This window comes from Streptomyces sp. NPDC045956, assembly GCF_056430705.1.
The window spans coordinates 33,222-55,535 of sequence record NZ_JBWKKZ010000007.1; the positions used below are offsets into that span (position 1 = coordinate 33,222).

Sequence of the window (22,314 nt, forward strand, 5' to 3'; positions counted from 1 at the left end):
CGGTGCGGCCCCTTTCCAGACTCACCCTCGGAGGGCTACGCCTCCTTGCTCAGGTTGGGCCCGGCGCCGCCGGCCGCCTGCTCGATCGGCGGGACGTCGGGGAGCGCCGACTTCTCCTCGCCGCGGAAGGTGAAGGTCTGGGTCTCGCCCTCGCCCTCGGTGTCCACGACCACGATGTGGCCGGGGCGCAGCTCGCCGAAGAGGATCTTCTCCGACAGCGTGTCCTCGACCTCGCGCTGGATGGTGCGGCGCAGCGGACGCGCACCCAGCACCGGGTCGTAGCCCTTCTTGGACAGCAGCTCCTTCGCGGACTGGGAGAGCTCGATGCCCATGTCCCGGTCCTTGAGGCGCTCGTCGACCTTGTCGATCATCAGGTCGACGATCCGCAGGATGTCGGCCTGGCTGAGCTGCGGGAAGACGACCACGTCGTCGACGCGGTTGAGGAACTCGGGCCGGAAGTGCTGCTTGAGCTCGTCCTGGACCTTGTTCTTCATGCGCTCGTAGTTGGTCTTCGTGTCGCCCGCGGCGGCGAAGCCGAGGTTGAAGCCCTTGGAGATGTCCCGGGTGCCGAGGTTGGTCGTCATGATGATGACCGTGTTCTTGAAGTCCACGACCCGGCCCTGGGAGTCGGTCAGGCGACCGTCCTCCAGGATCTGCAGCAGCGAGTTGAAGATGTCCGGGTGGGCCTTCTCGACCTCGTCGAAGAGGACGACGGAGAACGGCTTGCGGCGGACCTTCTCGGTCAGCTGGCCGCCCTCTTCGTAGCCCACGTAGCCGGGGGGCGAACCGAAGAGACGCGAGACCGTGTGCTTCTCGCTGAACTCCGACATGTCGAGGGAGATCAGCGCGTCCTCGTCGCCGAAGAGGAACTCGGCGAGCGCCTTGGACAGCTCGGTCTTACCGACACCGGACGGGCCGGCGAAGATGAACGAGCCACCCGGACGCTTCGGGTCCTTCAGACCGGCACGGGTACGGCGGATCGCCTTGGACAGCGCCTTGACGGCGTCGACCTGGCCGATGACCCGCTTGTGGAGCTCGTCCTCCATGCGCAGCAGGCGGGACGACTCCTCCTCCGTGAGCTTGAAGACCGGGATGCCGGTGGCGGTCGCGAGGACCTCGGCGATCAGCTCGCCGTCGACCTCGGCCACGACGTCCATGTCGCCGGCCTTCCACTCCTTCTCCCGCTTGGCCTTGGCGGCCAGGAGCTGCTTCTCCTTGTCGCGGAGGGAGGCGGCCTTCTCGAAGTCCTGCGAGTCGATCGCGGACTCCTTGTCGCGGCGGACGCCGGCGATCTTCTCGTCGAACTCGCGCAGGTCCGGCGGCGCGGTCATCCGGCGGATGCGCATCCGGGAGCCGGCCTCGTCGATCAGGTCGATCGCCTTGTCCGGCAGGAAGCGGTCCGAGATGTAGCGGTCGGCGAGCGTCGCCGCCTGGACCAGGGCCTCGTCCGTGATGGAGACGCGGTGGTGGGCCTCGTACCGGTCACGCAGACCCTTGAGGATCTCGATCGTGTGCGGCAGCGACGGCTCCGCGACCTGGATCGGCTGGAAGCGGCGCTCGAGGGCCGCGTCCTTCTCCAGGTGCTTGCGGTACTCGTCCAGCGTCGTGGCACCGATGGTCTGCAGCTCACCGCGGGCGAGCATCGGCTTGAGGATGCTCGCGGCGTCGATGGCGCCCTCGGCGGCACCCGCACCGACCAGCGTGTGCAGCTCGTCGATGAACAGGATGATGTCGCCGCGGGTGCGGATCTCCTTGAGCACCTTCTTCAGGCGCTCCTCGAAGTCACCGCGGTAGCGGGAGCCGGCGACCAGCGCGCCGAGGTCCAGGGTGTAGAGGTGCTTGTCCTTGAGGGTCTCGGGCACCTCGCCCTTGACGATGGCCTGCGCGAGGCCCTCGACGACGGCGGTCTTGCCGACGCCGGGCTCACCGATGAGCACCGGGTTGTTCTTGGTGCGGCGGGACAGCACCTGCATGACCCGCTCGATCTCCTTCTCGCGCCCGATGACCGGGTCGAGCTTGGACTCGCGAGCGGCCTGGGTGAGGTTCCGGCCGAACTGGTCGAGGACCAGGGACGTGGAGGGGGTGCCCTCCGCAGGACCGCCGGCGGTGGCGGTCTCCTTGCCCTGGTAGCCGGAGAGCAGCTGGATGACCTGCTGCCGCACCCGGTTGAGATCGGCGCCCAGCTTGACCAGGACCTGGGCGGCGACGCCCTCGCCCTCACGGATCAGGCCGAGCAGGATGTGCTCCGTGCCGATGTAGTTGTGACCGAGCTGGAGGGCCTCGCGGAGCGACAGCTCCAGGACCTTCTTGGCACGGGGGGTGAAGGGAATGTGACCCGACGGGGCCTGCTGGCCCTGCCCGATGATCTCCTCCACCTGCTGGCGGACCGCCTCGAGCGAAATCCCGAGGCTCTCAAGGGCCTTGGCGGCGACACCCTCACCCTCGTGGATCAGGCCCAGGAGGATGTGCTCGGTGCCGATGTAGTTGTGGTTGAGCATCCGGGCTTCTTCCTGAGCCAGGACGACAACCCGCCGCGCGCGGTCGGTGAACCTCTCGAACATCGTTAATCGCTCCTCAGAGCGGTCAGGCAGTAAGGGGAACTTCCCCTCCCTGTCCTTCCGCAGCTTAGTCCCGCAAGCGGGGACCGCTCATTCCAACTGCCGACACCGTCGATGGCCTCCTGACCCCTGACGCCGACATCTGCCACAACCCGATGGTGCGAGACGATGTTCCCGCAGGCCAGGCACTTACCCCAGTCGCCAGTACGCCGATGGCGAACGTGAGACGGCCCAATCCGCGTGTCGCCCCCTCCCACTAGGGATGTCTTACCCGCTGGGACGGACACTCCATGCCGCGCGCACCGGTTCCCTCCGCTACGGGCGAACAACCTTGTGCCTCCCCGCGCCCCCGCACGCCCCCGCGTTCAGTACGGAGCGCGTCCGCAGCGGCACCCAGCGTAACCCGGAGGCCGTTTCGACCGTTGCACTTGGCATGGTTGGCGCCCCTCTCCCGGTCCCTCCGGCCTTTCCGGCCGCTCCGGCCCCCACGGTGCCGTTCCCCCGCCGGCCGGTCGAGGCGGGCGGCGCCCCGGAGCCCGTGCGGCGGTGGTACGAGTGCGCGCTCGGCTGGCCGACGGCGCCGGGAGCCCCGGTGCGGCTCCGTACCGGTGTGCGCTTCGACGTCCTGGAGGTCCCCGCCGAGGCCGGTCACGCGGCATTGGAGCGGTTCGGTCCGGCCGTGCACGGGCCGGGTTTCCCCGTGGCCGTTCACGGCGACCGGATGCGGCTGCTCGTGGCGGCGGGCAGCGCGGAGGAGATGCCGGGGCTGCTGGAGTGGCTGGAGTGGGGCTCGCTGCCGCTCGACCTCACGGCGGTCGGCGCGGGCGGCTTCCTGGACGCGCCGCTGCCCGCCGGGTGCGGCGCGGCCGGCCCGCCGCCGCGTCCCCCGTACCGCGACGGCCTGCGGGGGGCCGCCGTCTGGCTGCGGCCCCCGGAGCCGGGGTGGGAGGTCGAGGCCTCGCTGCCGACGCTGTCGGCCATGGGGGGCGCGGGCACCGCCCCCGATCTCGCGCGGCTGGTCCGGACCCTGGCGACCCAGTGCCACCGGGTCGGCCTCGCCCGGCCCTCCCGGTTCGCGCGTCCCTCGCGGGCGCCGCGCTGACGGCATCCGGGCCGACGGCTGGGCCCGGGGTGCGGGACGGGCCGGCTGCTGGGCCCGGGGTGCGGGGCGGGTGATCAGCCGTTGGCCTTCTCGTACGCCTCGCGGATCATCGCGGGGACCCGACCGCGGTCGTTGACGTCGTAGCCGTTCTCCTTGGCCCAGGCGCGGATCGCCGCGGTGTCCTGGCTGCCGCCGGAGGAGGCGCGCGCCTTGCCGCGACCGCCCGAGGCGCGGCCCCCGGTGCGACGACCACCCTTCACGTACGGGTCGAGAAGCCCACGGAGCTTGTCCGCATTGGAGGTGGTGAGGTCGATCTCGTACGTCTTGCCGTCCAGCGCGAACGTCACGGTCTCGTCTGCCTCGCCACCGTCGAGGTCGTCGACAAGAAGGACCTGAACCTTCTGTGCCACCGGATTTCCTTTCATCGATAACCTGAGGGCCGGAGGTCCATCGGCGTCCGCCGTATCGCCAACCCTTGTTATATGCAGTACTGCAGTACGTCGGAAAGCAAACCGCTTTTGCCGGAAAAACACAAACCCCCGACGGAGACCGGTAGCCCGCTCCCGGACCGAAAAGATGCGCGTTTCGGACATAGGGAACCCAAGTCAACCGGCGCGCGGCCTGTCGGTGGAATAAACCTGGCGAAGTGCTGCGGATGGCAGCGATGCCCGGTGATCACAGATGCAGAAGCATCCGGCTGTTGCCCAAGGTGTTCGGTTTCACTCGTTCGAGACCGAGGAACTCCGCGACACCCTCGTCATAGGAACGCAGCAGCTCCGCGTAGACATCGGTGTCGACGGGAGTCTCCCCGATCTCCACGAACCCGTGCTTGGCGAAGAAGTCCACTTCGAAGGTGAGGCAGAAAACGCGCCGAACACCGAGCCAACGAGCCGTGTCCAGCAACTTCTCCAGCAACCGGTGCCCGACGCCGACGCCCTTCAGGCCGGGCTTGACGGCGAGAGTCCGTACTTCCGCGAGGTCTTCCCACATCACGTGCAGGGCGCCGCAGCCGACCACCTCGGCGTTGTCGTCCCGTTCCGCGACCCAGAACTCCTGGATGCTCTCGTAAAGCGTCACCATCGCTTTGTCGAGCAGGATGCGGTCACGGACGTACGCGTCGAGGAGCCGGCGCACGTCCGGGACATCGCTGGTGCGGGCCCGTCGGACGCTGATGGCTTTTGACATGTGGGGACGCTATCGCTCGCCCACGTCCGGTACGGAGCCGGGGTTGGGTGCGGGCGTTTCCGGTCCCCGCACGATGCGGATGGCGTCTCCGAGAGCCTGGCGCTGTTCCTCGCTCATCATGCCGAAGAAGGCGATGAGGGCGGCCGTGGGGTTGTCGCTCTGCGACCACGCGTCGTTCATCAGCGCAGCCGCGTAGGCGGCACGGGTGGAGACCGCCTCATATCGATAGGCCCGGCCTTCCGACTCTCGTCGCACCCAGCCCTTCTGATGGAGATTGTCCAAGACGGTCATCACCGTGGTGTACGCGATGGACCGTTCCTGTTGCAGGTCTTCCAGGACTTCTCGAACGGTCACGGGGCGGTTCCACTTCCACACCCTCGTCATGACCGCGTCTTCGAGTTCTCCCAATGGGCGAGGCACACCTCGACGATAGTGGGAGAACCCGGCGATGGCGTGGCGGACGTGCGGATTCGCCGTCAAACGAGCACAAAAAGGGCGTACGGCCCGCCGTGGAGCGGGGCCGTACGCCGATGTCCGACGTAGGGGGGCAGGGAAGGGAGCCGGAGGTCAGGCCTCGGAGCGGGCGGACGGCTGACGGGCGCCCTCCGCTCGCGCGAGGGCGGCGTCCACGGCCGCGTCCTCCTTGGCCTTGTTGGCGCCGCCCTGGGTCTTCACGATCACCCTGATCACGCCGATGAAGAACACGGCCATCACGGCCGGGGGCAGGAGCGCGGAGACGTAGTCCATGACCCCAGGGTAGCCAGGCCGGGTCAGCCGGCGGCGAGGTGGTGCCGCGAGGCGGGGGCGGGAGGGGACGGCTTGCGGCGGGGGAAGACCTCGCCGGGGGTGGGGACGGGGCGTTTCGGCGTGGCGGGAGCGGGGCGGGGGGCCGGCTTCTGTGCGGGCTTCTTCTCGGGCTGCTGGCCGCCGGGGAGGGCGTGGAGGCGGGTGCGCGCGGCGGGGAGGACGACGGTGGGCGCGGGGGTGGTCGCGCCGGCGGTCGCGGAGGTTGCCGTGCCCGCCCTGGGGCGCGGGGGTCCGCAGCGGTCCAGGAGGGCGGCCGCGGTGGCGTTGCCGCGCAGGGCTCCCAGGGCGGCGAGGTCGTCCGCGTTGGGGCGGTGACCGGCGCCGAGTGCCTCGTCCAGGAGCGTGAGGTAACCGGTGGCGGTGCCGGGGAGGGCGGCGCGGTACCGGGCGAGGTCGGCCACCAGGAAGGCACGCAGCCGGGCGCCCTCCCGCATCGCCTCGTCGAGCGACTCTGCGAGGCGGAGGCAGTCCTGGGCCTCCTCCGCCGTGACGGGGCTGGGGTTCAGGGCGAGGGCGAGGGCGCGCCGGAGCACACGCAGCTCCTGGGCACCGAACGCCATACCGCCGCGGGATCCGTAGGGCGTGGGCATGCGGCGACGATACGCGCTAATCAGACAAACTCGGCATAGGGGATGGGTGTGGCGTGGGGGGGGCCACTCGGATGCGGGGGCCTCCGGCGGTTGGGCGGGGTGCCTGCGGGTGCCTCCGGCGGTGGTGCGGGGTGCCTGGGGCGGTGGTGGGGCGGGGTGCCTGCGGCGGCCTGTGCGGGTTCGGTGGGGGTGCGGGGGCCTGCGGCGGCCTGTGCGGGGTGCCTGCGGCGGGCTGTGCGGGTTCGGTGGGGGTGCGCCTTGCGCGGTGCGTGGGTGGGGGGTCGGGGCCGGGCCGGGGGGTGTCCGTCCTCGGAACGGCGCGGAATCGGTCGGGGAACGGGGTGCCCCTCGTTGACGCGCCAACCGCTGCGGGCGGACACCCCCCGGCCCGGCCCCTTCTCGCCGTACGCGGGTGCGGGGCCTCGCCCACTCGGATCGGGACTTCTCGCCGTACGGGGCTGCGGGGCGTCGCCCGCTCGGATCGCCTCTCCTCGCCGTACGCGGGTGCGGGGCCTCGCCCGCTCGGGTTAGGAATTCACGCCGTGCGCGGGGCGGGGCCTCGTCTGCTCGGGGCGGGGGTTCTCGCCGTGCAGGGGGCGTTGCTGGTCGTCGTACGGGGCTGGGTGGGGCCACCGGCGCGCAGGCGGCTGGGCGCCGGTGGTTTTTTGTCGGGTCCGGTGCGGTGGGGTCACATGCGGGAGACGTTTCGTTCGTAGACCAGGCGGAGGCCCATCAGGGTCAGCCACGGCTCGTGTTCGTCGATGACCGAGGACTCGCCCAGGACCATCGGCGCGAGCCCGCCCGTCGCGATGACCGTGACGTCGTCGGGGTCGGTGGCCAGTTCGCGGGCCATGCGGTTCACGACGCCGTCGACCTGGCCGGCGAAGCCGTAGACGATGCCGGACTGCATGGCCTCGACCGTGTTCTTGCCGATCACGCTGCGGGGACGGGCCACCTCGATCTTGCGGAGCTGGGCGCCCTTGACGCCGAGTGCCTCCACCGAGATCTCGATGCCGGGGGCGATGACGCCGCCGATGTACTCGCCCCGCGCGCTGACGGCGTCGAAGGTCGTCGCCGTGCCGAAGTCGACGACGATCGCCGGGCCGCCGTAGAGCTCCACGGCCGCGACCGCGTTGATGATGCGGTCGGCGCCGACCTCCTTGGGGTGGTCGGTGAGGATCGGGACGCCCGTCTTGACGCCCGGTTCGACGAGGACCGCGGGGACGTCGCCGTAGTAGCGGCGGGTGACCTCGCGGAGTTCGTGCAGGACCGAGGGGACCGTCGCGCAGATGGCGATGCCGTCGATGCCGTCGCCCAGTTCGTCGCCGAGGAGCGGGTGCATGCCCATCAGGCCCTGGAGGAGGACGGCCAGTTCGTCGGCCGTGCGGCGCGAGTCCGTCGAGATGCGCCAGTGCTCGACGATGTCCTCGCCGTCGAAGAGGCCGAGGACGGTGTGGGTGTTGCCTACGTCGATCGTCAGCAGCATGGCTCTACTCCGCCGCTCGCAGGTCCAGGCCGATGTCCAGGATCGGGGAGCTGTGGGTGAGGGCGCCCACGGCCAGGTAGTCGACTCCCGTGGCCGCGTACGCCTTGGCGTTGGTGAGGGTGAGGCGGCCCGAGGCCTCCAGTGCGGCGCGGCCGGCCACCAGGGCGACGGCCTCCTCGCACTCGTCCGGGGTGAAGTTGTCCAGGAGGATCAGGTCGGCGCCCGCGTCCACGACCTCGCGGAGTTGGTGCAGGGTGTCGACCTCGACCTCGATGGGGAGGTCGGGGAAACGCTCGCGGACCGCCTGGAAGGCCTGTGCGACGCCGCCCGCGGCCACCACGTGGTTGTCCTTGACCAGGGCCGCGTCCGAGAGGGACATGCGGTGGTTGACGCCGCCGCCGCAGCGGACCGCGAACTTCTCGAGGCTGCGCAGGCCCGGGGTGGTCTTGCGGGTGTCCCGGACCCTGGCCTTGGTGCCCTCCAGGACGTCCGCCCACGCGCGCGTGGCCGTCGCGATGCCCGACAGGCGGCACAGGAGGTTCAGCGCGCTGCGTTCGGCGGTGAGGATGTCGCGGGTGCGGGTGGTGACCGAGAGGAGCTTCTGGCCGGCTTCGACGCGGTCGCCGTCCTCCAGGTGGCGCTCCACCTCGAACTCGTCCGTGCAGACCACCGAGAGGACCGCCTCGGCGACCCGGAGGCCCGCCACGACGCCGGCCTCCCGCGCGGTGAAGTCGGCGGTGGCCACGGCTTCCTCGGGGATGGTCGCGACCGTCGTCACGTCGACGCCGCCCGCCAGGTCCTCCTGGACGGCGATGTTCGCCACGTCCTCGACCTCCACCGGGTCGAGGCCCGAGTCGAGGAGGAGTGCCGCGAGTGCGGGATCGAGACCGCACTCCATGAAGGTCTCTTCGTCGGTGTCCGCGCCGCAGGCGCAGCCGTCGCCGCAGCCTCCGCCGGAGGCGAGGGGAAGGTCGGGGGTGTTCACTGCTGTCACTGCTCCTGGGGACGCTGCGGGAACTGGGGACTGTGGGTGGTCGGGGGGAAGTCTGCGGTCTCCGTGGTGTGCACGGCGAGGGTCCGGTCCGGGTTCAGCGTGACGACGATGTGGCGGCGCCAGGCCGTGTCGTCGCGGTCCGCGTGGTCCTCGCGCCAGTGGCAGCCGCGGGTCTCCTCGCGTCGGCGCGCGGCGGCCACCAGGACGCGGGCCACGCACAGGAGGTTGGTGGCCTCCCAGGTGTCGACGCCCGGCTCGGACGTCTTGCCGTTCTCGTACAGGGCCTCGCGGGCCTCGGTGTGGAGGTCGTGCAGCTGGTCGGCAGCGCGCGCGAGGGAGTCGGCCGAGCGCAGGACGCCCGCGCCGGCGGTCATGATCCGCTGGACGGTGAGGCGGGCCTCGGGCGGGAGGAGGGGGTGCGCGGGGTGGGCCGGCCGCGGGAGCGACGCGGGTACGGGCGCGTGGAGGGCGTCGGCCGTGTGGCTCTCCGCGATGTCTGCGGCGATGCGTTCGGCGTAGACCAGGCCCTCCAGGAGAGAGTTGGAGGCCAGGCGGTTGGCGCCGTGCACGCCGGTGCAGGCGACCTCGCCGCAGGCGTACAGGCCGGGGACGGTCGTGCGGCCGTGGGCGTCGGTGCGGACGCCGCCGGAGGCGTAGTGGGCGGCGGGGGCGACCGGGATCGGCTCGGTGACCGGGTCGATGCCGTGGGCACGGCAGGCGGCGAGGATCGTCGGGAAACGGCGTTCCCACATCTCCGCCCCGAAGTGGCGGGCGTCCAGGTACATGTGCTCGGTGCCCCGCTCCTGCATGCGGCGCGTGATGCCCTTGGCGACGATGTCGCGGGGGGCCAGTTCGGCCAGCTCGTGCTGTCCCACCATGAAGCGCACGCCGTCCGCGTCCACCAGGTGGGCGCCCTCGCCCCGTACCGCCTCCGACACCAGGGGCTGCTGGCCCTCGGCGTCCGGACCGAGGAAGAGGACCGTGGGGTGGAACTGGACGAACTCGAGGTCGCTCACCTCGGCGCCCGCGCGGAGGGCGAGCGCGACGCCGTCGCCCGTGGAGACGGACGGGTTCGTCGTCGCCGAGAAGACCTGGCCCATGCCGCCGGTGGCGAGGACCACCGCGGGGGCGTGGACCGCCCCGACGCCGTCGTGCTGGCCCTCGCCCATGACGTGCAGGGTGACGCCGGCGGTGCGGCCTTCGGCGTCCGTGAGGAGGTCCAGGACGAGGGCGTTCTCGATCGTGCGCATCCCTCGCGCGCGTACCGCCTCGACCAGGGCGCGGGAGATCTCCGCGCCCGTGGCGTCGCCGCCGGCGTGGGCGATGCGGCGGCGGTGGTGGCCGCCCTCCCGGGTGAGGGCCAGGCCGCCCTCGGTGGACTCGTCGAAGTGCGCGCCGGTGGCGATGAGGCGCCGTACGGCGTCGGGGCCCTCGGTGACCAGGATGCGGACCGCCTGCTCGTCGCAGAGGCCCGCGCCGGCCACCAGGGTGTCGTCCAGGTGCTGCTCGGGGGTGTCGCCCTCGCCGAGGGCCGCGGCGATGCCGCCCTGCGCCCAGCGCGTGGAACCGTCGTCCAGGCGGGCCTTGGTGACGACGACCGTCCGCAGGCCCGCGGCCTCGCAGCGCAGGGCCGCGGTGAGTCCGGCGACGCCGGAGCCGACGACCACCACGTCCGCGGCGATGGCCCAGCCGGGCGCGGGGGCGTGCAGTCGTATGCCTGTGCTGGTCACGAGGCGGCTCCGAACGTGAGGGGGACGTTGTCGATCAGCCGGGTCGCGCCGACCCGGGCGGCGACCGCGAGGACGGCCTCGCCGGTGTGGTCGTCGCCGATCTCCGTGAAGTCGGAGGGGTCGACCAGGGCGAGGTAGTCCAGCTCCAGCGGCGGGTCGAGACGGGCGGCGTCGTCCAGGACCAGGCGGGCGGCGGCCCGGACGGCCGTGGCACTCGCCGGGGCGCTCTCCGGGGCCGAGGTGGCGACGGCGTGCGCGTCGGCCGCCGCGCGGGACTCGCCCAGGGCGCTGAGCGCCTCGGCGCGTGCCTGCGTGGCCGGTACCTCACGGGCCCGCGCGCGCAGCGCCTCCTGGGCGGCGTGCCGGTCCAGGCCGGCGAACAGCGCTTGGGAGAGGGCGAGGGCCGTGCGGCGGTCCTTGGGCGTGAGGTAGCGGTTGCGGCTCGACAGGGCCAGGCCGTCCTCCTCGCGCACGGTGGGGACGCCGACGATGTCCACGCCGAAGTTCAGGTCGCGGACCATCCGGCGGATCAGGGCCAGCTGCTGGGCGTCCTTCTGACCGTAGAGGGCCAGGTCCGGGCGGGTGAGGTGGAGCAGCTTGGCGACGACGGTGAGCATGCCGTCGAAGTGGCCGGGGCGGGAGGCGCCCTCCAGGCGCTCGCCCATGGGGCCCGCCGTGACGCGCACCTGGGGCTCGCCGCCCGGGTAGACCTCGTCGACGGACGGGGCGAAGACGACGTCCGCGCCCGCCCGTCCGGCGATCTCCAGGTCGGCGTCCAGGGTGCGCGGGTAGCGGTCGAGGTCCTCGCCCGCGCCGAACTGGAGCGGGTTGACGAAGACGGTGACGACGACCTCGCCGTCGCGGCCCGCGAGGTCGCGCGCCGCGCGGACCAGGGTGGCGTGGCCCTCGTGCAGGGCGCCCATGGTCATCACGACGGCCCGGCGGCCGTGCCGCACGCGCGCGTGGAGCTCGTCGGCGGTGCGCAGCAGGGCGGGCGGGGTGGTGGTCATCGGGCGTCTCCCTCGGGGCCGGGGGCGGTGCCGGGGCCGTCCGTTCCGTCCGGGCCTTCTGTGCCTTCTGTGACTTCTGTACCTTCTGGTCCGTCTGTACCTTCTGGTCCGTCTGTGCCTTCTGGTCCGTCTGTACCTTCTGGTCCGTCCGGCCCGTCCGGCCTGTTCGGTCCGTCGCGGTCGTCGGTGTTCGCTGTGTCGCGGGTGCCTGTCGGGCCTTCGGGGCTCGCCGTGTCGCCGGTGCGGGCCGTGCCCGCGGGGCCGGGGGCTTCGGTGCTCCCGGGGGTGCCTGCCGCGCCGGTCCCGTCGGCGAGTACCCCGAGCAGGTCCTCGGCGAGTTCGGCCTTCAGCAGGCCGTGGCCCAGGGCCCGGTCGGCGGTCGCGCGGGCCATCGCCACGTAGCCCGCCACGGCCTGCGGGGCGTGGGCGCGCAGCTCCGCGATGTGCGCGGCGACCGTGCCCGCGTCCCCGCGCGCGACGGGGCCGGTGAGGGCCGCGTCCCCTGAGCGCAGGGCGTTGTCCAGAGCGGCGCCCAGCAGTGGGCCGAGCATCCGGTCGGGAGCCTCGACGCCGGCTGTGCGCAGCAGCTCCATGGACTGGGCGACCAGGGTGACCAGGTGGTTGGCACCGAGTGCGAGGGCGGCGTGGTAGAGCGGGCGCTTCTCCTCCGCGATCCACTCCGGCTCGCCGCCCATCTCGATGACCAGAGCCTCGGCGGCCAGGCGCAGCTCCTCGGGAGCGGTGACGCCGAACGAGCAGCCGGCCAGGCGCTGGACGTCCACGGGCGTGCCGGTGAAGGTCATCGCGGGGTGCAGGGCCAGCGGCAGGGCGCCGGCGCGCAGCGCGGGGTCGAGGATCCTCGCGCCGAACCGCCCGGAGGTGTGCACGAGCAGCTGACCCGGCCGCACCGCCCCCGTCTCGGCGAGCCCGGTCACCAGGTCCGGCAGGGCGTCGTCGGGGACCGTCAGCAGGACCAGTTCGGCTCGCCGGAGGACCTCCGCCGGCGGCACGAGCGGCACGTCGGGGAGGAGGGCGGCGGCACGCCGTCTGGACGCGTCGGAGACCCCGGAGACGGCCACCGGACGGTGCCCGGCGAGCTGGAGGGACGCGGCCAGCGCGGGGCCCACGCGTCCGGCGCCGACGACGCCTACGGTGAGCCGCGCGGGGCGGTCCTTGGGGTCTGGCTGTGGGCTTGTGTTCACGCGACGGCGGCCTTCCCGTTCCAGTCCGCTCGGGGTACCGGACGATTTCTCGTCATGTTAACGCGATTGGTTCGGGGCACGTCCGGTTGTCCACAGGCTGTGGGTTTCCGTGCGGCGGCGGGGCACACCTCCACGCGCGCGTGATCGGGCGTGGCGGAAGCTGTGGGAAAACCGGTGTGACCGTGCCGACATCCGCGCGGCATGATCCCGGCATGAGCGATGCGGCGGAGCACATGGAGCAGACGCAACGGGACGGGCTCGCGGGGCGGGCCGAGCGGGCGGGGCGGGCCGAGCGGGCGGGGCAGTCCGGGCGGGCGGCCGGGGTGCCGGACCCGGCCGGGGCGGAGGCGGCTGGGGTGGAGGCAGCACACGCGCACGGCCCCGGTCTGCGGGACCGGCGCGTGGCCGCCCATCGCGGTGCCCGGCGCGTGCTCGCCGCACCGGGTTTCGGTACGACCCTGCGCGAGCGGCTCACGCTGCTGGAGGGGGCGGCCGAGCTGTACGACCTCGACGAGGCCTCCGACATGTACGGCGACGGCGTCGTGGAGGCCCTGGAGGAGAAGACCGCCGCCCTGCTCGGCACGGAGGCCGCCGCGTTCTTCCCGACCGGCACCATGGCCCAGCAGGTGGCGCTGCGCTGCTGGGCGGGGCGCACCGGCGATCCCGTGGTCGCCCTGCACGGGCTCAGCCACCCCGAGGTGCACGAGCGCAACGCCTTCAGCCTGGTCAGCGGACTGCGCCCGGTACGGCTGACCAGTGAGCCGCGGATGCCGACGGCCGAGGAGGTGCGCGATTTCGAGGAACCCTTCGGGGCGCTGATGCTGGAGCTGCCCCTCCGGGAGGCCGGTTTCGTGCTGCCCACCTGGGAGCAGCTCACCGAGGTCGTCGACGCCGCGCGGGAGCGCGACGCGGTGGTCCACATCGACGGTGCCCGGCTGTGGGAGTCCACCGTGCACTTCGGCCGGTCCCTGGCCGAGATCGCGGCTCTCGCGGACAGCGTGTACGTCTCGTTCTACAAGTCCCTCAAGGGCTACGGCGGCGCCGCCCTCGCCGGCCCCCGGACCCTCGTCGAGGAGGCCAGGGCATGGCGGCACCGGTACGGCGGCGCGGTCTTCCAGCAGTTCCCCACGGTGCTGTCGGCGCTGGCGGGCCTGGAGCGCGAGCTGCCCCGGCTGCCGGATTACGTGGCCCACGCGCGCGTGGTGGCCGCCGCGCTGCGGGAGGGCTTCGCGGCGGCCGGGCTGCCGTGGGCGCGGGTACACCCCGAAGTACCGCACACCCACGAGTTCCAGGTCTGGATGCCGTACGAGGCCGAGGTCGTCGGCGAGGCCGCGGTCCGGCAGGGCGAGGAGACCGGCACCCTGCTCTTCTCCCGGGGTTGGCGGACCCCCGGCCCGGGGCTCGCCGTCACCGAGGTCGGGGTGGAGGCGGAGGGCCTCCGGTGGACGGCCGACGACGTGAGGGCCGCGGCGGCCGACTTCGCGGCCAGGCTGTCCGGCTGACCCGCGGAGCGGCTCAGCGGCACCGACCCGCTGCCGGCTGCCCGCTGCCGGCTGCCCGCCGCCCGCCGCCCGCTGCCCGCTGCCCGCTGCCCGCTGCCCGCTCAGCATCACCCGCCGACCGCGCCCGACCGGCCCCAGGGCCCTTACGGCTCCGAACGGGCCCGACCGGCTCCGACCGGCCTACCGACCGCCTCGGGTCGACCGCACCGGGCGGCCGGCGAGGACCGCGCGGAAGCGGCGGCGGTCGCGCCAGGCGCGCAGGATCCGCCGGTCATGGGTGCCGGGCGCCGGCGGCGCGGGTTCGCCCAGCTGCCGGGCGCGATGAAGGTCGAGGAGGTACTGCTGCGTGACGCTCATGCGGATCCCCTTCTCCGGCGAACGGGGGAGCCCTGGCTGCTGCGGGCCGCCCCGGTGGACCCAGCCTGCGCCGCCGCGGGCGTGGCGGTCGCGTCGATTGACCGCGACGGTCAATCGACGGCCGTGTTGTCAGTGGCGGGGTGCACCATGAGGACATGAGCGTGCGCGTCGACATCGCGGGGCTGCGGCCGGAGAGGGTCGCCGTCGTGCCCTCTCCGCTGGCCGAGCTGGGCATGGCGCTGCACGCGCTGTCCGAGCCGGGGCATCACCCGGGCCTGCAGGGCTGGGCGACGGGCGTGACCGCCGGGCTCGACTCCCACCTGGCCGACCGGATGTGCGAGGCCGACTTCCTGTGGCGGACGACGTTCTCGGACCTCTTCATGCCGTTCGCGGGCGTGCCGGGCCGCGGCACCCTGCCCGGCGCCACCCTCGCCGAGGACCTGGACCTGCTGGACAAGCTGTCCGACGAGCAGTTCGTGGACGCGGCGCTGGAGTTCACCTGCGCCCTGCCGTACAGCACCCGTGGGGTCTCCGCGCTCACGGACGCCGGGGTGCGCCGGCGGGCGCTGGACCTGGCCGCCGCGCGGGGGCCGCAGCAGCTGCGCTTCAGTGAGCGGCTGCTCGCCGATCCGCCCCGCATCCGGGGCTGGCTGCGGCAGTTCGCCCACGACTGCGACGAGGCGTTCTTCGCGGAGGCCTGGTCCCGGCTGCGCCACCAGCTGGCGGCCGACGCCCGGCACAAGACGGAGATCCTGCGGCGCAAGGGCCTGGCCGAGGCGCTGGCCGCCGTGTCCCCGGCGGTGGAGCTGGACGAGTCCGCCGGGCGGATCACGGTCGACAAGCTGGGGGACGGAGTCACGGCCACCGGGGACGGCGGCCTGCTGCTGGTCCCCACCAGCCTCGGCTGGCCCCACCTGTCCGTCCTGCACCGCTACGACTGGCAGCCGGTGCTGCACTACCCCGTCGGCTCCCCGGAGCTGGCCTCCCCGCCGTCGGTGGAGCAGCTCACCCTGCGGATGACCGCGCTGTCGCACCCGGTCAGGATGCGGATCTGCCGCTATCTGGCGCGCAGTTCGTACACCACGAGCGAGCTGGCGCAGGTGCACGGCATGACGGCCCCGGAGATATCCCGGCACCTGGCGGTGCTGAAGAAGGCGGGCCTCATCACGACCCGCCGCCGCGGACGGTACGTCCTGCACCAGCTGGACGTGACGGTGGTGGCCCGGTTGGGCAGCGACTTCCTGGAGGGCATCCTCCGCTGACCGCCACCGGGGCCGCCCGCCGTCAGCCCTGCCCGCTGTCAGCCCTGCCCCCCTCCGGCCCGGACCAGCCCCGTCTCGTAGGCGAGGACGACGATCTGCACCCGGTCGCGCAGGCCGAGCTTGGTCAGGATGCGGCCCACGTGCGTCTTGACGGTCGCCTCGGACAGCACGAGCCGGGCCGCGATCTCACCGTTGGACAGGCCCTGGGCGACCAGCACCATGACCTCCCGCTCGCGTCCGGTGAGCCGTTGGAGTTCCTTGTGCCGGGGCTCCTGCCCGGTGGTCGGCAGCATCGGGGCGAACCGGTCCAGCAGCCGGCGGGTGGTCGAGGGAGCGACCACCGCGTCGCCGCTGTGCACGGAGCGGATCGCGGCGAGCAGTTCGCCGGGCGGCACGTCCTTCAGCATGAAGCCCGAGGCGCCCGCCTTCAGCGCCGAGAAGGCGTACTCGTCGAGGTCGAAGGTGGTCAGGATCAGCACCTTCGGCGCGTCCGGGTCCACGCAGATCCGGTTGGTGGTCTCGACGCCGTCGAGCTTGGGCATGCGGACGTCCATCAGTACGACGTCCACGGCGGTCGACCGCAGCACCTGGAGAGCCTCGACGCCGTCCCCGGCCTCGGCGACGACCTCCATGTCCGGCTGGGCCGCCAGCACCATCCGGAAACCGGTGCGCAGCAGCACCTGGTCGTCGACGAGCATGACGCGAATCGCCATCGGGGCCTCTTCCGTTCTCCGGCCGTCCGGTCGTGCCGGGTGCGCCGGTCTCTCCGCCGGGTCACCGGCCGGTTGTGACAGGTGTCAACGCCGTACATGCGTACAGGCAGGAGTGTCAGTGTGCGGGCTTGAGCGGCAGCAGCGCGCTGATGCGGAATCCTCCGCCCTGCCGCGGGCCCGCGTCCAGGGTGCCGCCGACCATGCCGACCCGTTCCCGCATGCCGATCAGGCCGTGCCCCTGGCCGTCGAAACCGCCCTCCTCGTACAGCTCGTGGGGGGCGCCCTTGCCGTCGTCCTCGACGAGCAGCCCGAGACCGTCGTCGAAGTAGACCAGCCGCACGCTCGCGCCCGCGTTGGGACCGCCGTGCTTGCGGGTGTTGGTGAGCGCCTCCTGCACGATGCGGTACGCGGTCAGCTCGACCCCGCTGGGCAGGGTGCGCGGGGTCCCCTCGACCTTGAAGTCCACCGGCAGCCCCGAGGTGCGGCACTGCTCGACGAGGTCCTCGATCTGCTGGACGTCCGGCTGCGGGACGTACTCGCCGGCCTCCTGGTGCTCGCCGGTGCGCAGCACGCCGAGCAGGCGGCGCATCTCCGCGAGGGCCTGGCGGCCGGTGGAGGAGATGGTCTCCAGGGCCTTCCTCGCCTGGTCGGGGGCGGCGTCCATGACGTAGGCCGCGCCGTCCGCCTGCACGACCATCACGGAGACGTTGTGCGCGACGACGTCGTGCAGCTCGCGCGCGATCCGGGCGCGCTCGGCGGCCACCGCGACCTTGGACTGCGCCTCGCGCTCCTTCTCCAGCCGGGCGGCCCGCTCCTCCAGCTGCGCGAAGTAGGCCCGGCGGGTGCGGAGGGAGTCGCCGAGCACCCAGGCCAGGGCGAAGGGCACCGTCTGGAAGACCGTTATCGCGACGTTGTTGCCTATGCTCACGCCCTCCATGGGCCAGCGCAGCTGAGCGACCGGCGCCGCGCACAACCCCATGGTCAGGGCGGCCCTGGAGGCCCAGCGGGCGCCGGTCACGGCCACCGTGTAGACGATCACCAGGAGGGCGAAGTCGGCCGCCATCGTCGACACGTCGAGCGCCACCTGGCCGAGGCCCACCGCGGCCGCCAGCAGCAGCATCTTCTCCGGCACGAGCCGGCGCAGCGCGATCACGACGCACAGCAGCAGAACGCACGGGACGATCAGCGCCATGGCGTCCGTCCCCCGGGTCTCCCGCACCGGGTCCACGGACACGACGGAGATCGCGAACAGGACCAGAGCCCAGGAACAGTCGACCCCGGTCGGGTGTCTGCGGAGGAAATCGTAGAGGCGCTGCACGTAAACCAGCGTAGGGAAGCGCGATAGGTGCAGGGGTCAACCGGAGGGCCGATCCGCGCCCCCTGCGCATACTCCGCAAGGTGGAGGCCCCGCTCTCCTGTGCGCCTAGCCTGGACCTGTGACGCGAGGGACAACAGGGATCAGAGCGACCTCAGAGACGCATGAGCGCTGGCGGGGCTGGCGGGAAGCGACGCAGGAGGCCCTCTACGGCCCGGCCGGCTTCTACCGCGTGCGTCCCGAGGGCCCGGCCGGGCACTTCCGCACGTCGGTGCACGCGTCGCCGCTGTTCGCCGGGGCCGTGGCGCGGCTGCTGTGCCGGGTCGACGAGGCGCTCGGGCGACCCGCGTCGCTGGCCTTCGTGGACCTGGCGGCCGGGCGGGGCGAGCTGGTCACCGGAGTGCTGGCCGCGCTGCCCGGCGACGTGGCCGCCCGCACGCGCGCGTACGCCGTCGAAGTCGCCGGACGCCCTCGGGGACTGGACCACCGGATCGAGTGGCTCGCCGAGCCGCCGGGCGGGGTGACGGGGCTGCTGTTCGCCAACGAGTGGCTGGACAACGTGCCCGTGGAGGTGGCCGAGGTGGATGCCGCCGGTGTGGCGCGGCGGGTGCTCGTGCGGGACGACGGCACCGAACGGCTCGGGGAGCCGGTCGGCGGGGCCGAGGCGCGGTGGCTGGCGCGGTGGTGGCCGCTGTCCGGGGCGGCGCAGGGGCTGCGGGCCGAGATCGGCCTCCCCCGGGACACCGCATGGGCGTCAGCGGTGGCGGCGCTCGACGCGGGGCTCGCGGTGGCCGCCGACTACGCCCACACCGCGGGCGCCCGCCCGCCCTTCGGGTCGCTCACCGGGTTCCGGGAGGGACGGGAGACGGCGCCGGTGCCCGACGGGACGTGCGACATCACCGCGCACGTCGCCCTGGACGCGTGCGCGGCGGCAGGCGGCCCGGCGCGGCACGCCGCCGATCGCGGGGCACCACCCGCCGACGGGTGCGGGGCACGGCCCGCCGACGGTCACGGGACGCGGGGACCCGACAGTCACGGGACGCGGCGAGCCGACAGTCACGGGACGCGGGGACCCGATGACGATGCGGCGCCGCACGCCGAGAGGTGCGTTCCGGAGTGCACGCCCTCCGGTGCGCTCCTGCGCCCGCAGCGCGAGGCCCTGCGCGCCCTCGGCATCGCTGGCGCACGCCCTCCGCTCGCGCTGGCCTCCTCCGACCCGGCGGCGTACGTACGCGCCCTCGCGCGCGCCTCGCAGGCCGCCGAGCTGACCGCGCCGGGCGGGCTGGGCGACTTCCTGTGGCTGCTCCAGCCGGTGGGGGCCGTCGACGCGTCCGCGCTACTTGTCGATGTCGCCGACCACGAAGAAGAGTGACCCCAGGATCGCCACCATGTCCGCGACCAGTGTCCCGGGCAGCAGCTCGGCGAGCGCCTGGATGTTGTTGTACGAGGCCGAGCGCAGCTTCAGCCGGTACGGGGTCTTCTCGCCCTTGCTGACCAGGTAGTAGCCGTTGATGCCGAGCGGGTTCTCGGTCCAGGCGTACGTGTGGCCCTCGGGCGCCTTCAGCACCTTGGGGAGCCGCTGGTTGACCGGCCCGGGCGGCAGCTCGGCCAGGCGGTCCAGGCAGGCGCCGGCGAGGTCGAGGGCGTTGTGCGTCTGCTCCAGCAGGCACTCGAAGCGGGCGAGGCAGTCGCCCTCGGTCCGGGTGACGACCTTCAGGGTGTCCTGGAGTTCGCCGTAGGCGAGGTAGGGCTCGTCGCGGCGCAGATCGAAGTCGACGCCCGAGGCGCGCGCGATCGGCCCGCTGACCCCGTAGGCGTGCACGGCCTCGGGGCTCAGGGCGCCGACCCCGCGGGTGCGGCCCCGGAAGATCTCGTTGCCCAGCACCAGGTCGTCGAAGACGTCCATGCGCGAGCGCACCGCGGCGACGGCATCACGGGCGCGGCCGGTCCAGCCGGCGGGCAGGTCCTCCTTGAGGCCGCCCACGCGGTTGAACATGTAGTGCATGCGCCCGCCGGAGACCTCCTCCATGACGTTCTGGAGGACCTCCCGTTCCCGGAAGGCGTAGAAGACCGGGGTGATACCGCCCAGTTCGAGCGGGTACGACCCGAGGAACATCAGGTGGTTGAGCACGCGGTTGAGTTCCGCGAGCAGCGTCCGCAGCCACACCGCGCGCGGGGGGACCTCCATGCCGAGCATCCGCTCCACGGCGAGGACCACGCCCAGCTCGTTGGAGAACGCCGACAGCCAGTCGTGGCGGTTGGCGAGCACGATGATCTGACGGTAGTCCCGGGCCTCGAACAGTTTCTCCGCGCCACGGTGCATGTAGCCGATCACGGGCTCGGCGCTCGTGATGCGCTCGCCGTCCAGCACCAGCTTGAGTCGCAGCACGCCGTGCGTGGACGGGTGCTGCGGCCCGATGTTGAGCACCATGTCGGTGCTCTCCGCGGCGCCGCCGATGCCGACCATGGTCTCCGTCTTGGGAGTCATGCGCCCAGTCTCCCCTACGTACGCTGGCTCCATGGAGACGGGGAGCCCTGACGACACGGGCACGGCGGAAGCGACACGGGCGGCGCCGGACGAGCCGGTGTGGACCGGCCTGCCACCGGGACTGTTGCGCATGCGACGGCTGTTGCTGGTGGTGTGGCTGGGGTTGCTGGCGCTCGCCGCGGGACTCCTGCCCGGGCTGTTCCTGGGCCCCTTCTGGGCAATGTCGGCGGTGCTCCCGTTGGTCGTGGCGGCCTGGGGCTGGGTGATGCTGGAGCGCAACTGGCTCTCCTGGCGCTACGCCGAGCGGGCGGACGACCTGCTGATCAGCCGGGGCGTGCTGTGGCGCGAGGAGACCGTCGTCCCGTACGGGCGGATGCAACTGGTCGAGGTCACCTCCGGGCCGGTCGAGCGGTACTTCGGCCTGGCCAGCGTGCAACTGCACACCGCTGCCGCCGCGACCGACGCGACCATCCCCGGCCTGGACCCGGCCGAGGCCGAGCGTCTGCGCGACCGGCTCACCGAGCTGGGCGAAGCACGATCGGCGGGGCTGTGACCACGCACGGGGCGGGGGACGGCCGACCGCGAACGGAAGACATCGCTCCCGGCACCGGGGCCCGGACCGGGAGCGACGCCGGGACCGGAACCGAGACCGGAGAATCAACCGGGACCGGCGCGCCCCCCAGCGAGGCCGGGACCGGGTCCGGCCTCGCCGCGGGCGGTGTCGTCGAGCGGCGGTTGCATCCCGTCACGCCGTTGCGGCGGGCGTGGGCGCCGGTGGCCGTGCTGGTCGGGTGGGCCGTGCACGACCCGGACCAGGCACAGCGCCAGCTCACCCGGCTGACGACGACGCACCTCCTGATCGGCCTCGCCGTCCTCATTCCTGCTGCCGCCCTGTACGGCTTCCTGACCTGGTGGTTCACCCACTTCGCGGTGACCGACACCGAACTGCGCATCCGGACCGGCCTGCTGTTCCGGCGCACCGCCCACATCCGCCTGGAACGCATCCAGGCCGTCGACGTCACCCAGCCGCTGCTCGCCCGCGTCGCCGGGGTCGCCAAACTGAAACTCGACGTCATAGGCACCGGCAAGAAGGACGAGCTGGCCTTCCTGGGCGCCGACGAGGCGAGCGCGCTGCGGGCCGAGCTGCTCGCCCGCGCGGCCGGCCTCGCCCCCGAGACCGCGCACGAGGTCGGCGAGGCGCCTTCCCGGCAGATGCTGCGGGTGCCGCCGCGCGTGCTCGCCGTCTCGCTGCTGCTGACCGGCGCGACCTGGGGCACGCTGATCGCCGCCGTCCTCGTACCGACGCTGCTGTGGCTGGCCACCCACAACCTGTGGACGGTGCTGGCGACCGCCCTGCCCCTGCTGGGCGCCGCGGGCGCGGGCAGCGTGGGCCGGTTCGTCGGCGAGTACGACTGGACGGTGGCGGAGTCCCCGGACGGCCTGCGCATCGACCGGGGCCTGCTGGACCGCACGCACGAGACCGTGCCGCCCGGCCGGGTGCAGACCGTGCGGATCGTGGAGCCGCTGCTGTGGCGGCGCCGGGGGTGGGTGCGGGTGGAACTGGACGTGGCCGGGTCGTCCAACTCGGTGCTGCTGCCGGTCGCCCCGCGGGAGATCGCGGAGTCGGTCGTCGCACGGGTGCTGCCCGGGGTGACCGTGCCGGCCCACGGGGAGTTGTCACGGCCGCCCCGCCGCGCCGCGCGGTGCCGGCCGTTGTGGTGGCGCGGCTACGGGCTCGTCGTCACGGACGCCGTCTTCGCCGCCCGGTACGGGCTGCTGCGCCGCACCCTGGCACTGGTGCCGCACGCCAAGGTGCAGAGCGTGCGCCGCACCCAGGGGCCCTGGCAGCGGGGGCTGCGGCTGGCCGGCGTACGGGTGGACACGGGAGCGAACAAGACCGTGACCGCGCGGCTGCGGGACGCGGACGAGGCGGCGGAGCTGCTGCGGGCGCAGGCGGAACGCTCCCGGACCGGGCGGCGGGACGCGCTGCCGGACCGGTGGATGGCCTGAGAG

21 protein-coding genes are annotated in these 22,314 nt (G+C 73.0%); 6 read left to right on the top strand and 15 right to left on the bottom strand.

What is annotated here, in order from left to right; translation table 11 throughout:
- Positions 1-35 precede the first annotated feature (35 nt).
- Positions 36-2,561, bottom strand: a complete 2,526-nt coding sequence (locus tag AC07FV_RS19330) for an ATP-dependent Clp protease ATP-binding subunit (protein WP_053134935.1) — start codon at positions 2,559-2,561, stop codon at positions 36-38.
- Between the two features lie 430 nt (positions 2,562-2,991).
- On the opposite strand from AC07FV_RS19330, the gene AC07FV_RS19335 reads away from it, so the two are divergent.
- On the top strand, positions 2,992-3,660 hold the full coding sequence (locus AC07FV_RS19335; protein ID WP_479088640.1) for an SCO3374 family protein: 669 nt from the start codon (positions 2,992-2,994) through the stop codon (positions 3,658-3,660).
- A gap of 74 nt (positions 3,661-3,734) precedes the next feature.
- Here AC07FV_RS19335 and AC07FV_RS19340 read toward each other — a convergent pair whose 3' ends face one another.
- The 10 genes from AC07FV_RS19340 to AC07FV_RS19385 all read right to left on the bottom strand — a co-directional run bounded on the left by AC07FV_RS19340 (position 3,735) and on the right by AC07FV_RS19385 (position 12,664).
- Positions 3,735-4,070: a histone-like nucleoid-structuring protein Lsr2 gene (locus AC07FV_RS19340; protein ID WP_383650655.1), complete on the bottom strand. Its 336-nt coding sequence runs from the start codon at positions 4,068-4,070 to the stop codon at positions 3,735-3,737.
- Positions 4,071-4,335: 265 nt separating this feature from the next.
- Positions 4,336-4,845 (bottom strand): amino-acid N-acetyltransferase, encoded by a 510-nt coding sequence (locus tag AC07FV_RS19345; protein ID WP_356612623.1) that lies wholly within the window; start codon positions 4,843-4,845, stop codon positions 4,336-4,338.
- Positions 4,846-4,854: 9 nt separating this feature from the next.
- Positions 4,855-5,253, bottom strand: a complete 399-nt coding sequence (locus tag AC07FV_RS19350) for a BlaI/MecI/CopY family transcriptional regulator (protein WP_383650658.1) — start codon at positions 5,251-5,253, stop codon at positions 4,855-4,857.
- Between the two features lie 159 nt (positions 5,254-5,412).
- Positions 5,413-5,592 carry a hypothetical protein gene (locus tag AC07FV_RS19355; protein WP_356612626.1) on the bottom strand — a complete coding sequence of 60 codons (180 nt, stop codon included), beginning with the start codon at positions 5,590-5,592 and terminating at the stop codon, positions 5,413-5,415.
- Positions 5,593-5,615: 23 nt separating this feature from the next.
- Positions 5,616-6,242, bottom strand: coding sequence for a hypothetical protein (locus AC07FV_RS19360; protein ID WP_479088641.1), 627 nt, complete (start codon positions 6,240-6,242; stop codon positions 5,616-5,618).
- A 688-nt stretch (positions 6,243-6,930) separates the two neighbouring features.
- The gene (locus tag AC07FV_RS19365) at positions 6,931-7,728 is read right to left on the bottom strand and encodes a type III pantothenate kinase (RefSeq protein WP_384690252.1); all 798 of its coding nucleotides are present in this window, start codon (positions 7,726-7,728) and stop codon (positions 6,931-6,933) included.
- 4 nt (positions 7,729-7,732) lie between these two features.
- The gene (nadC, locus tag AC07FV_RS19370; protein WP_383650708.1) at positions 7,733-8,713 is read right to left on the bottom strand and encodes a carboxylating nicotinate-nucleotide diphosphorylase; all 981 of its coding nucleotides are present in this window, start codon (positions 8,711-8,713) and stop codon (positions 7,733-7,735) included.
- Positions 8,714-8,718: 5 nt separating this feature from the next.
- Positions 8,719-10,452 carry an L-aspartate oxidase gene (locus tag AC07FV_RS19375; protein ID WP_479088642.1) on the bottom strand — a complete coding sequence of 578 codons (1,734 nt, stop codon included), beginning with the start codon at positions 10,450-10,452 and terminating at the stop codon, positions 8,719-8,721.
- On the bottom strand, positions 10,449-11,462 hold the full coding sequence (panC, locus tag AC07FV_RS19380; RefSeq protein ID WP_479088643.1) for a pantoate--beta-alanine ligase: 1,014 nt from the start codon (positions 11,460-11,462) through the stop codon (positions 10,449-10,451). Before panC ends, AC07FV_RS19375 begins: the two co-directional genes overlap by 4 nt.
- Positions 11,459-12,664 carry a Rossmann-like and DUF2520 domain-containing protein gene (locus AC07FV_RS19385; protein ID WP_479088644.1) on the bottom strand — a complete coding sequence of 402 codons (1,206 nt, stop codon included), beginning with the start codon at positions 12,662-12,664 and terminating at the stop codon, positions 11,459-11,461. The genes panC and AC07FV_RS19385 overlap by 4 nt, the downstream gene beginning before the upstream one ends.
- Positions 12,665-12,876: 212 nt before the next feature.
- Between AC07FV_RS19385 and AC07FV_RS19390 the strand changes: the two genes are divergently transcribed.
- Positions 12,877-14,166, top strand: a complete 1,290-nt coding sequence (locus AC07FV_RS19390; protein WP_479088645.1) for a threonine aldolase family protein — start codon at positions 12,877-12,879, stop codon at positions 14,164-14,166.
- Between the two features lie 180 nt (positions 14,167-14,346).
- Here the strand turns inward: AC07FV_RS19390 and AC07FV_RS19395 are convergent, their stop codons facing one another.
- A complete protein-coding gene (locus AC07FV_RS19395; RefSeq protein WP_479088646.1) occupies positions 14,347-14,523 on the bottom strand; it encodes a hypothetical protein in 177 nt (58 codons plus the stop codon).
- Positions 14,524-14,678: 155 nt separating this feature from the next.
- On the opposite strand from AC07FV_RS19395, the gene AC07FV_RS19400 reads away from it, so the two are divergent.
- Positions 14,679-15,785 (top strand): DUF5937 family protein, encoded by a 1,107-nt coding sequence (locus tag AC07FV_RS19400; RefSeq protein WP_479088647.1) that lies wholly within the window; start codon positions 14,679-14,681, stop codon positions 15,783-15,785.
- Between the two features lie 38 nt (positions 15,786-15,823).
- Here the strand turns inward: AC07FV_RS19400 and AC07FV_RS19405 are convergent, their stop codons facing one another.
- Together AC07FV_RS19405 and AC07FV_RS19410 are read right to left on the bottom strand one after the other, a co-directional pair.
- The gene (locus AC07FV_RS19405) at positions 15,824-16,498 is read right to left on the bottom strand and encodes a response regulator transcription factor (protein ID WP_356602099.1); all 675 of its coding nucleotides are present in this window, start codon (positions 16,496-16,498) and stop codon (positions 15,824-15,826) included.
- Positions 16,499-16,613: 115 nt separating this feature from the next.
- On the bottom strand, positions 16,614-17,816 hold the full coding sequence (locus tag AC07FV_RS19410) for a sensor histidine kinase (RefSeq protein WP_479088648.1): 1,203 nt from the start codon (positions 17,814-17,816) through the stop codon (positions 16,614-16,616).
- 118 nt (positions 17,817-17,934) lie between these two features.
- Between AC07FV_RS19410 and AC07FV_RS19415 the strand changes: the two genes are divergently transcribed.
- Entirely contained in the window at positions 17,935-19,185 is a 1,251-nt protein-coding gene (locus tag AC07FV_RS19415; protein WP_479088649.1) for an SAM-dependent methyltransferase, read from the top strand.
- Here the strand turns inward: AC07FV_RS19415 and AC07FV_RS19420 are convergent.
- Positions 19,150-20,301, bottom strand: a complete 1,152-nt coding sequence (locus AC07FV_RS19420; RefSeq protein ID WP_479088650.1) for an NADH-quinone oxidoreductase subunit D — start codon at positions 20,299-20,301, stop codon at positions 19,150-19,152. The genes AC07FV_RS19415 and AC07FV_RS19420 overlap by 36 nt on opposite strands.
- Positions 20,302-20,332: 31 nt before the next feature.
- Here AC07FV_RS19420 and AC07FV_RS19425 point away from each other — a divergent pair, with 31 nt between their 5' ends.
- Positions 20,333-20,854 carry a PH domain-containing protein gene (locus tag AC07FV_RS19425; RefSeq protein WP_479088651.1) on the top strand — a complete coding sequence of 174 codons (522 nt, stop codon included), beginning with the start codon at positions 20,333-20,335 and terminating at the stop codon, positions 20,852-20,854.
- Between the two features lie 182 nt (positions 20,855-21,036).
- On the top strand, positions 21,037-22,311 hold the full coding sequence (locus AC07FV_RS19430) for a PH domain-containing protein (RefSeq protein WP_479088937.1): 1,275 nt from the start codon (positions 21,037-21,039) through the stop codon (positions 22,309-22,311).
- Positions 22,312-22,314: the final 3 nt, after the last annotated feature.

Bases quoted from the DNA above. Each gene is read 5' to 3' on its own strand.
- AC07FV_RS19330 (WP_053134935.1), bottom strand. From the start codon at position 2,561: ATGTTCGAGAGGTTCACCGACCGCGCGCGGCGGGTTGTCGTCCTGGCT.
- AC07FV_RS19335 (WP_479088640.1), top strand. From the start codon at position 2,992: ATGGTTGGCGCCCCTCTCCCGGTCCCTCCGGCCTTTCCGGCCGCTCCG.
- AC07FV_RS19345 (WP_356612623.1), bottom strand. From the start codon at position 4,845: ATGTCAAAAGCCATCAGCGTCCGACGGGCCCGCACCAGCGATGTCCCG.
- AC07FV_RS19355 (WP_356612626.1), bottom strand. From the start codon at position 5,592: ATGGACTACGTCTCCGCGCTCCTGCCCCCGGCCGTGATGGCCGTGTTC.
- AC07FV_RS19360 (WP_479088641.1), bottom strand. From the start codon at position 6,242: ATGCCCACGCCCTACGGATCCCGCGGCGGTATGGCGTTCGGTGCCCAG.
- AC07FV_RS19365 (WP_384690252.1), bottom strand. From the start codon at position 7,728: ATGCTGCTGACGATCGACGTAGGCAACACCCACACCGTCCTCGGCCTC.
- panC (WP_479088643.1), bottom strand. From the start codon at position 11,462: ATGACCACCACCCCGCCCGCCCTGCTGCGCACCGCCGACGAGCTCCAC.
- AC07FV_RS19390 (WP_479088645.1), top strand. From the start codon at position 12,877: ATGAGCGATGCGGCGGAGCACATGGAGCAGACGCAACGGGACGGGCTC.
- AC07FV_RS19395 (WP_479088646.1), bottom strand. From the start codon at position 14,523: ATGAGCGTCACGCAGCAGTACCTCCTCGACCTTCATCGCGCCCGGCAG.
- AC07FV_RS19400 (WP_479088647.1), top strand. From the start codon at position 14,679: ATGAGCGTGCGCGTCGACATCGCGGGGCTGCGGCCGGAGAGGGTCGCC.
- AC07FV_RS19405 (WP_356602099.1), bottom strand. From the start codon at position 16,498: ATGGCGATTCGCGTCATGCTCGTCGACGACCAGGTGCTGCTGCGCACC.
- AC07FV_RS19420 (WP_479088650.1), bottom strand. From the start codon at position 20,301: ATGACTCCCAAGACGGAGACCATGGTCGGCATCGGCGGCGCCGCGGAG.
- AC07FV_RS19425 (WP_479088651.1), top strand. From the start codon at position 20,333: ATGGAGACGGGGAGCCCTGACGACACGGGCACGGCGGAAGCGACACGG.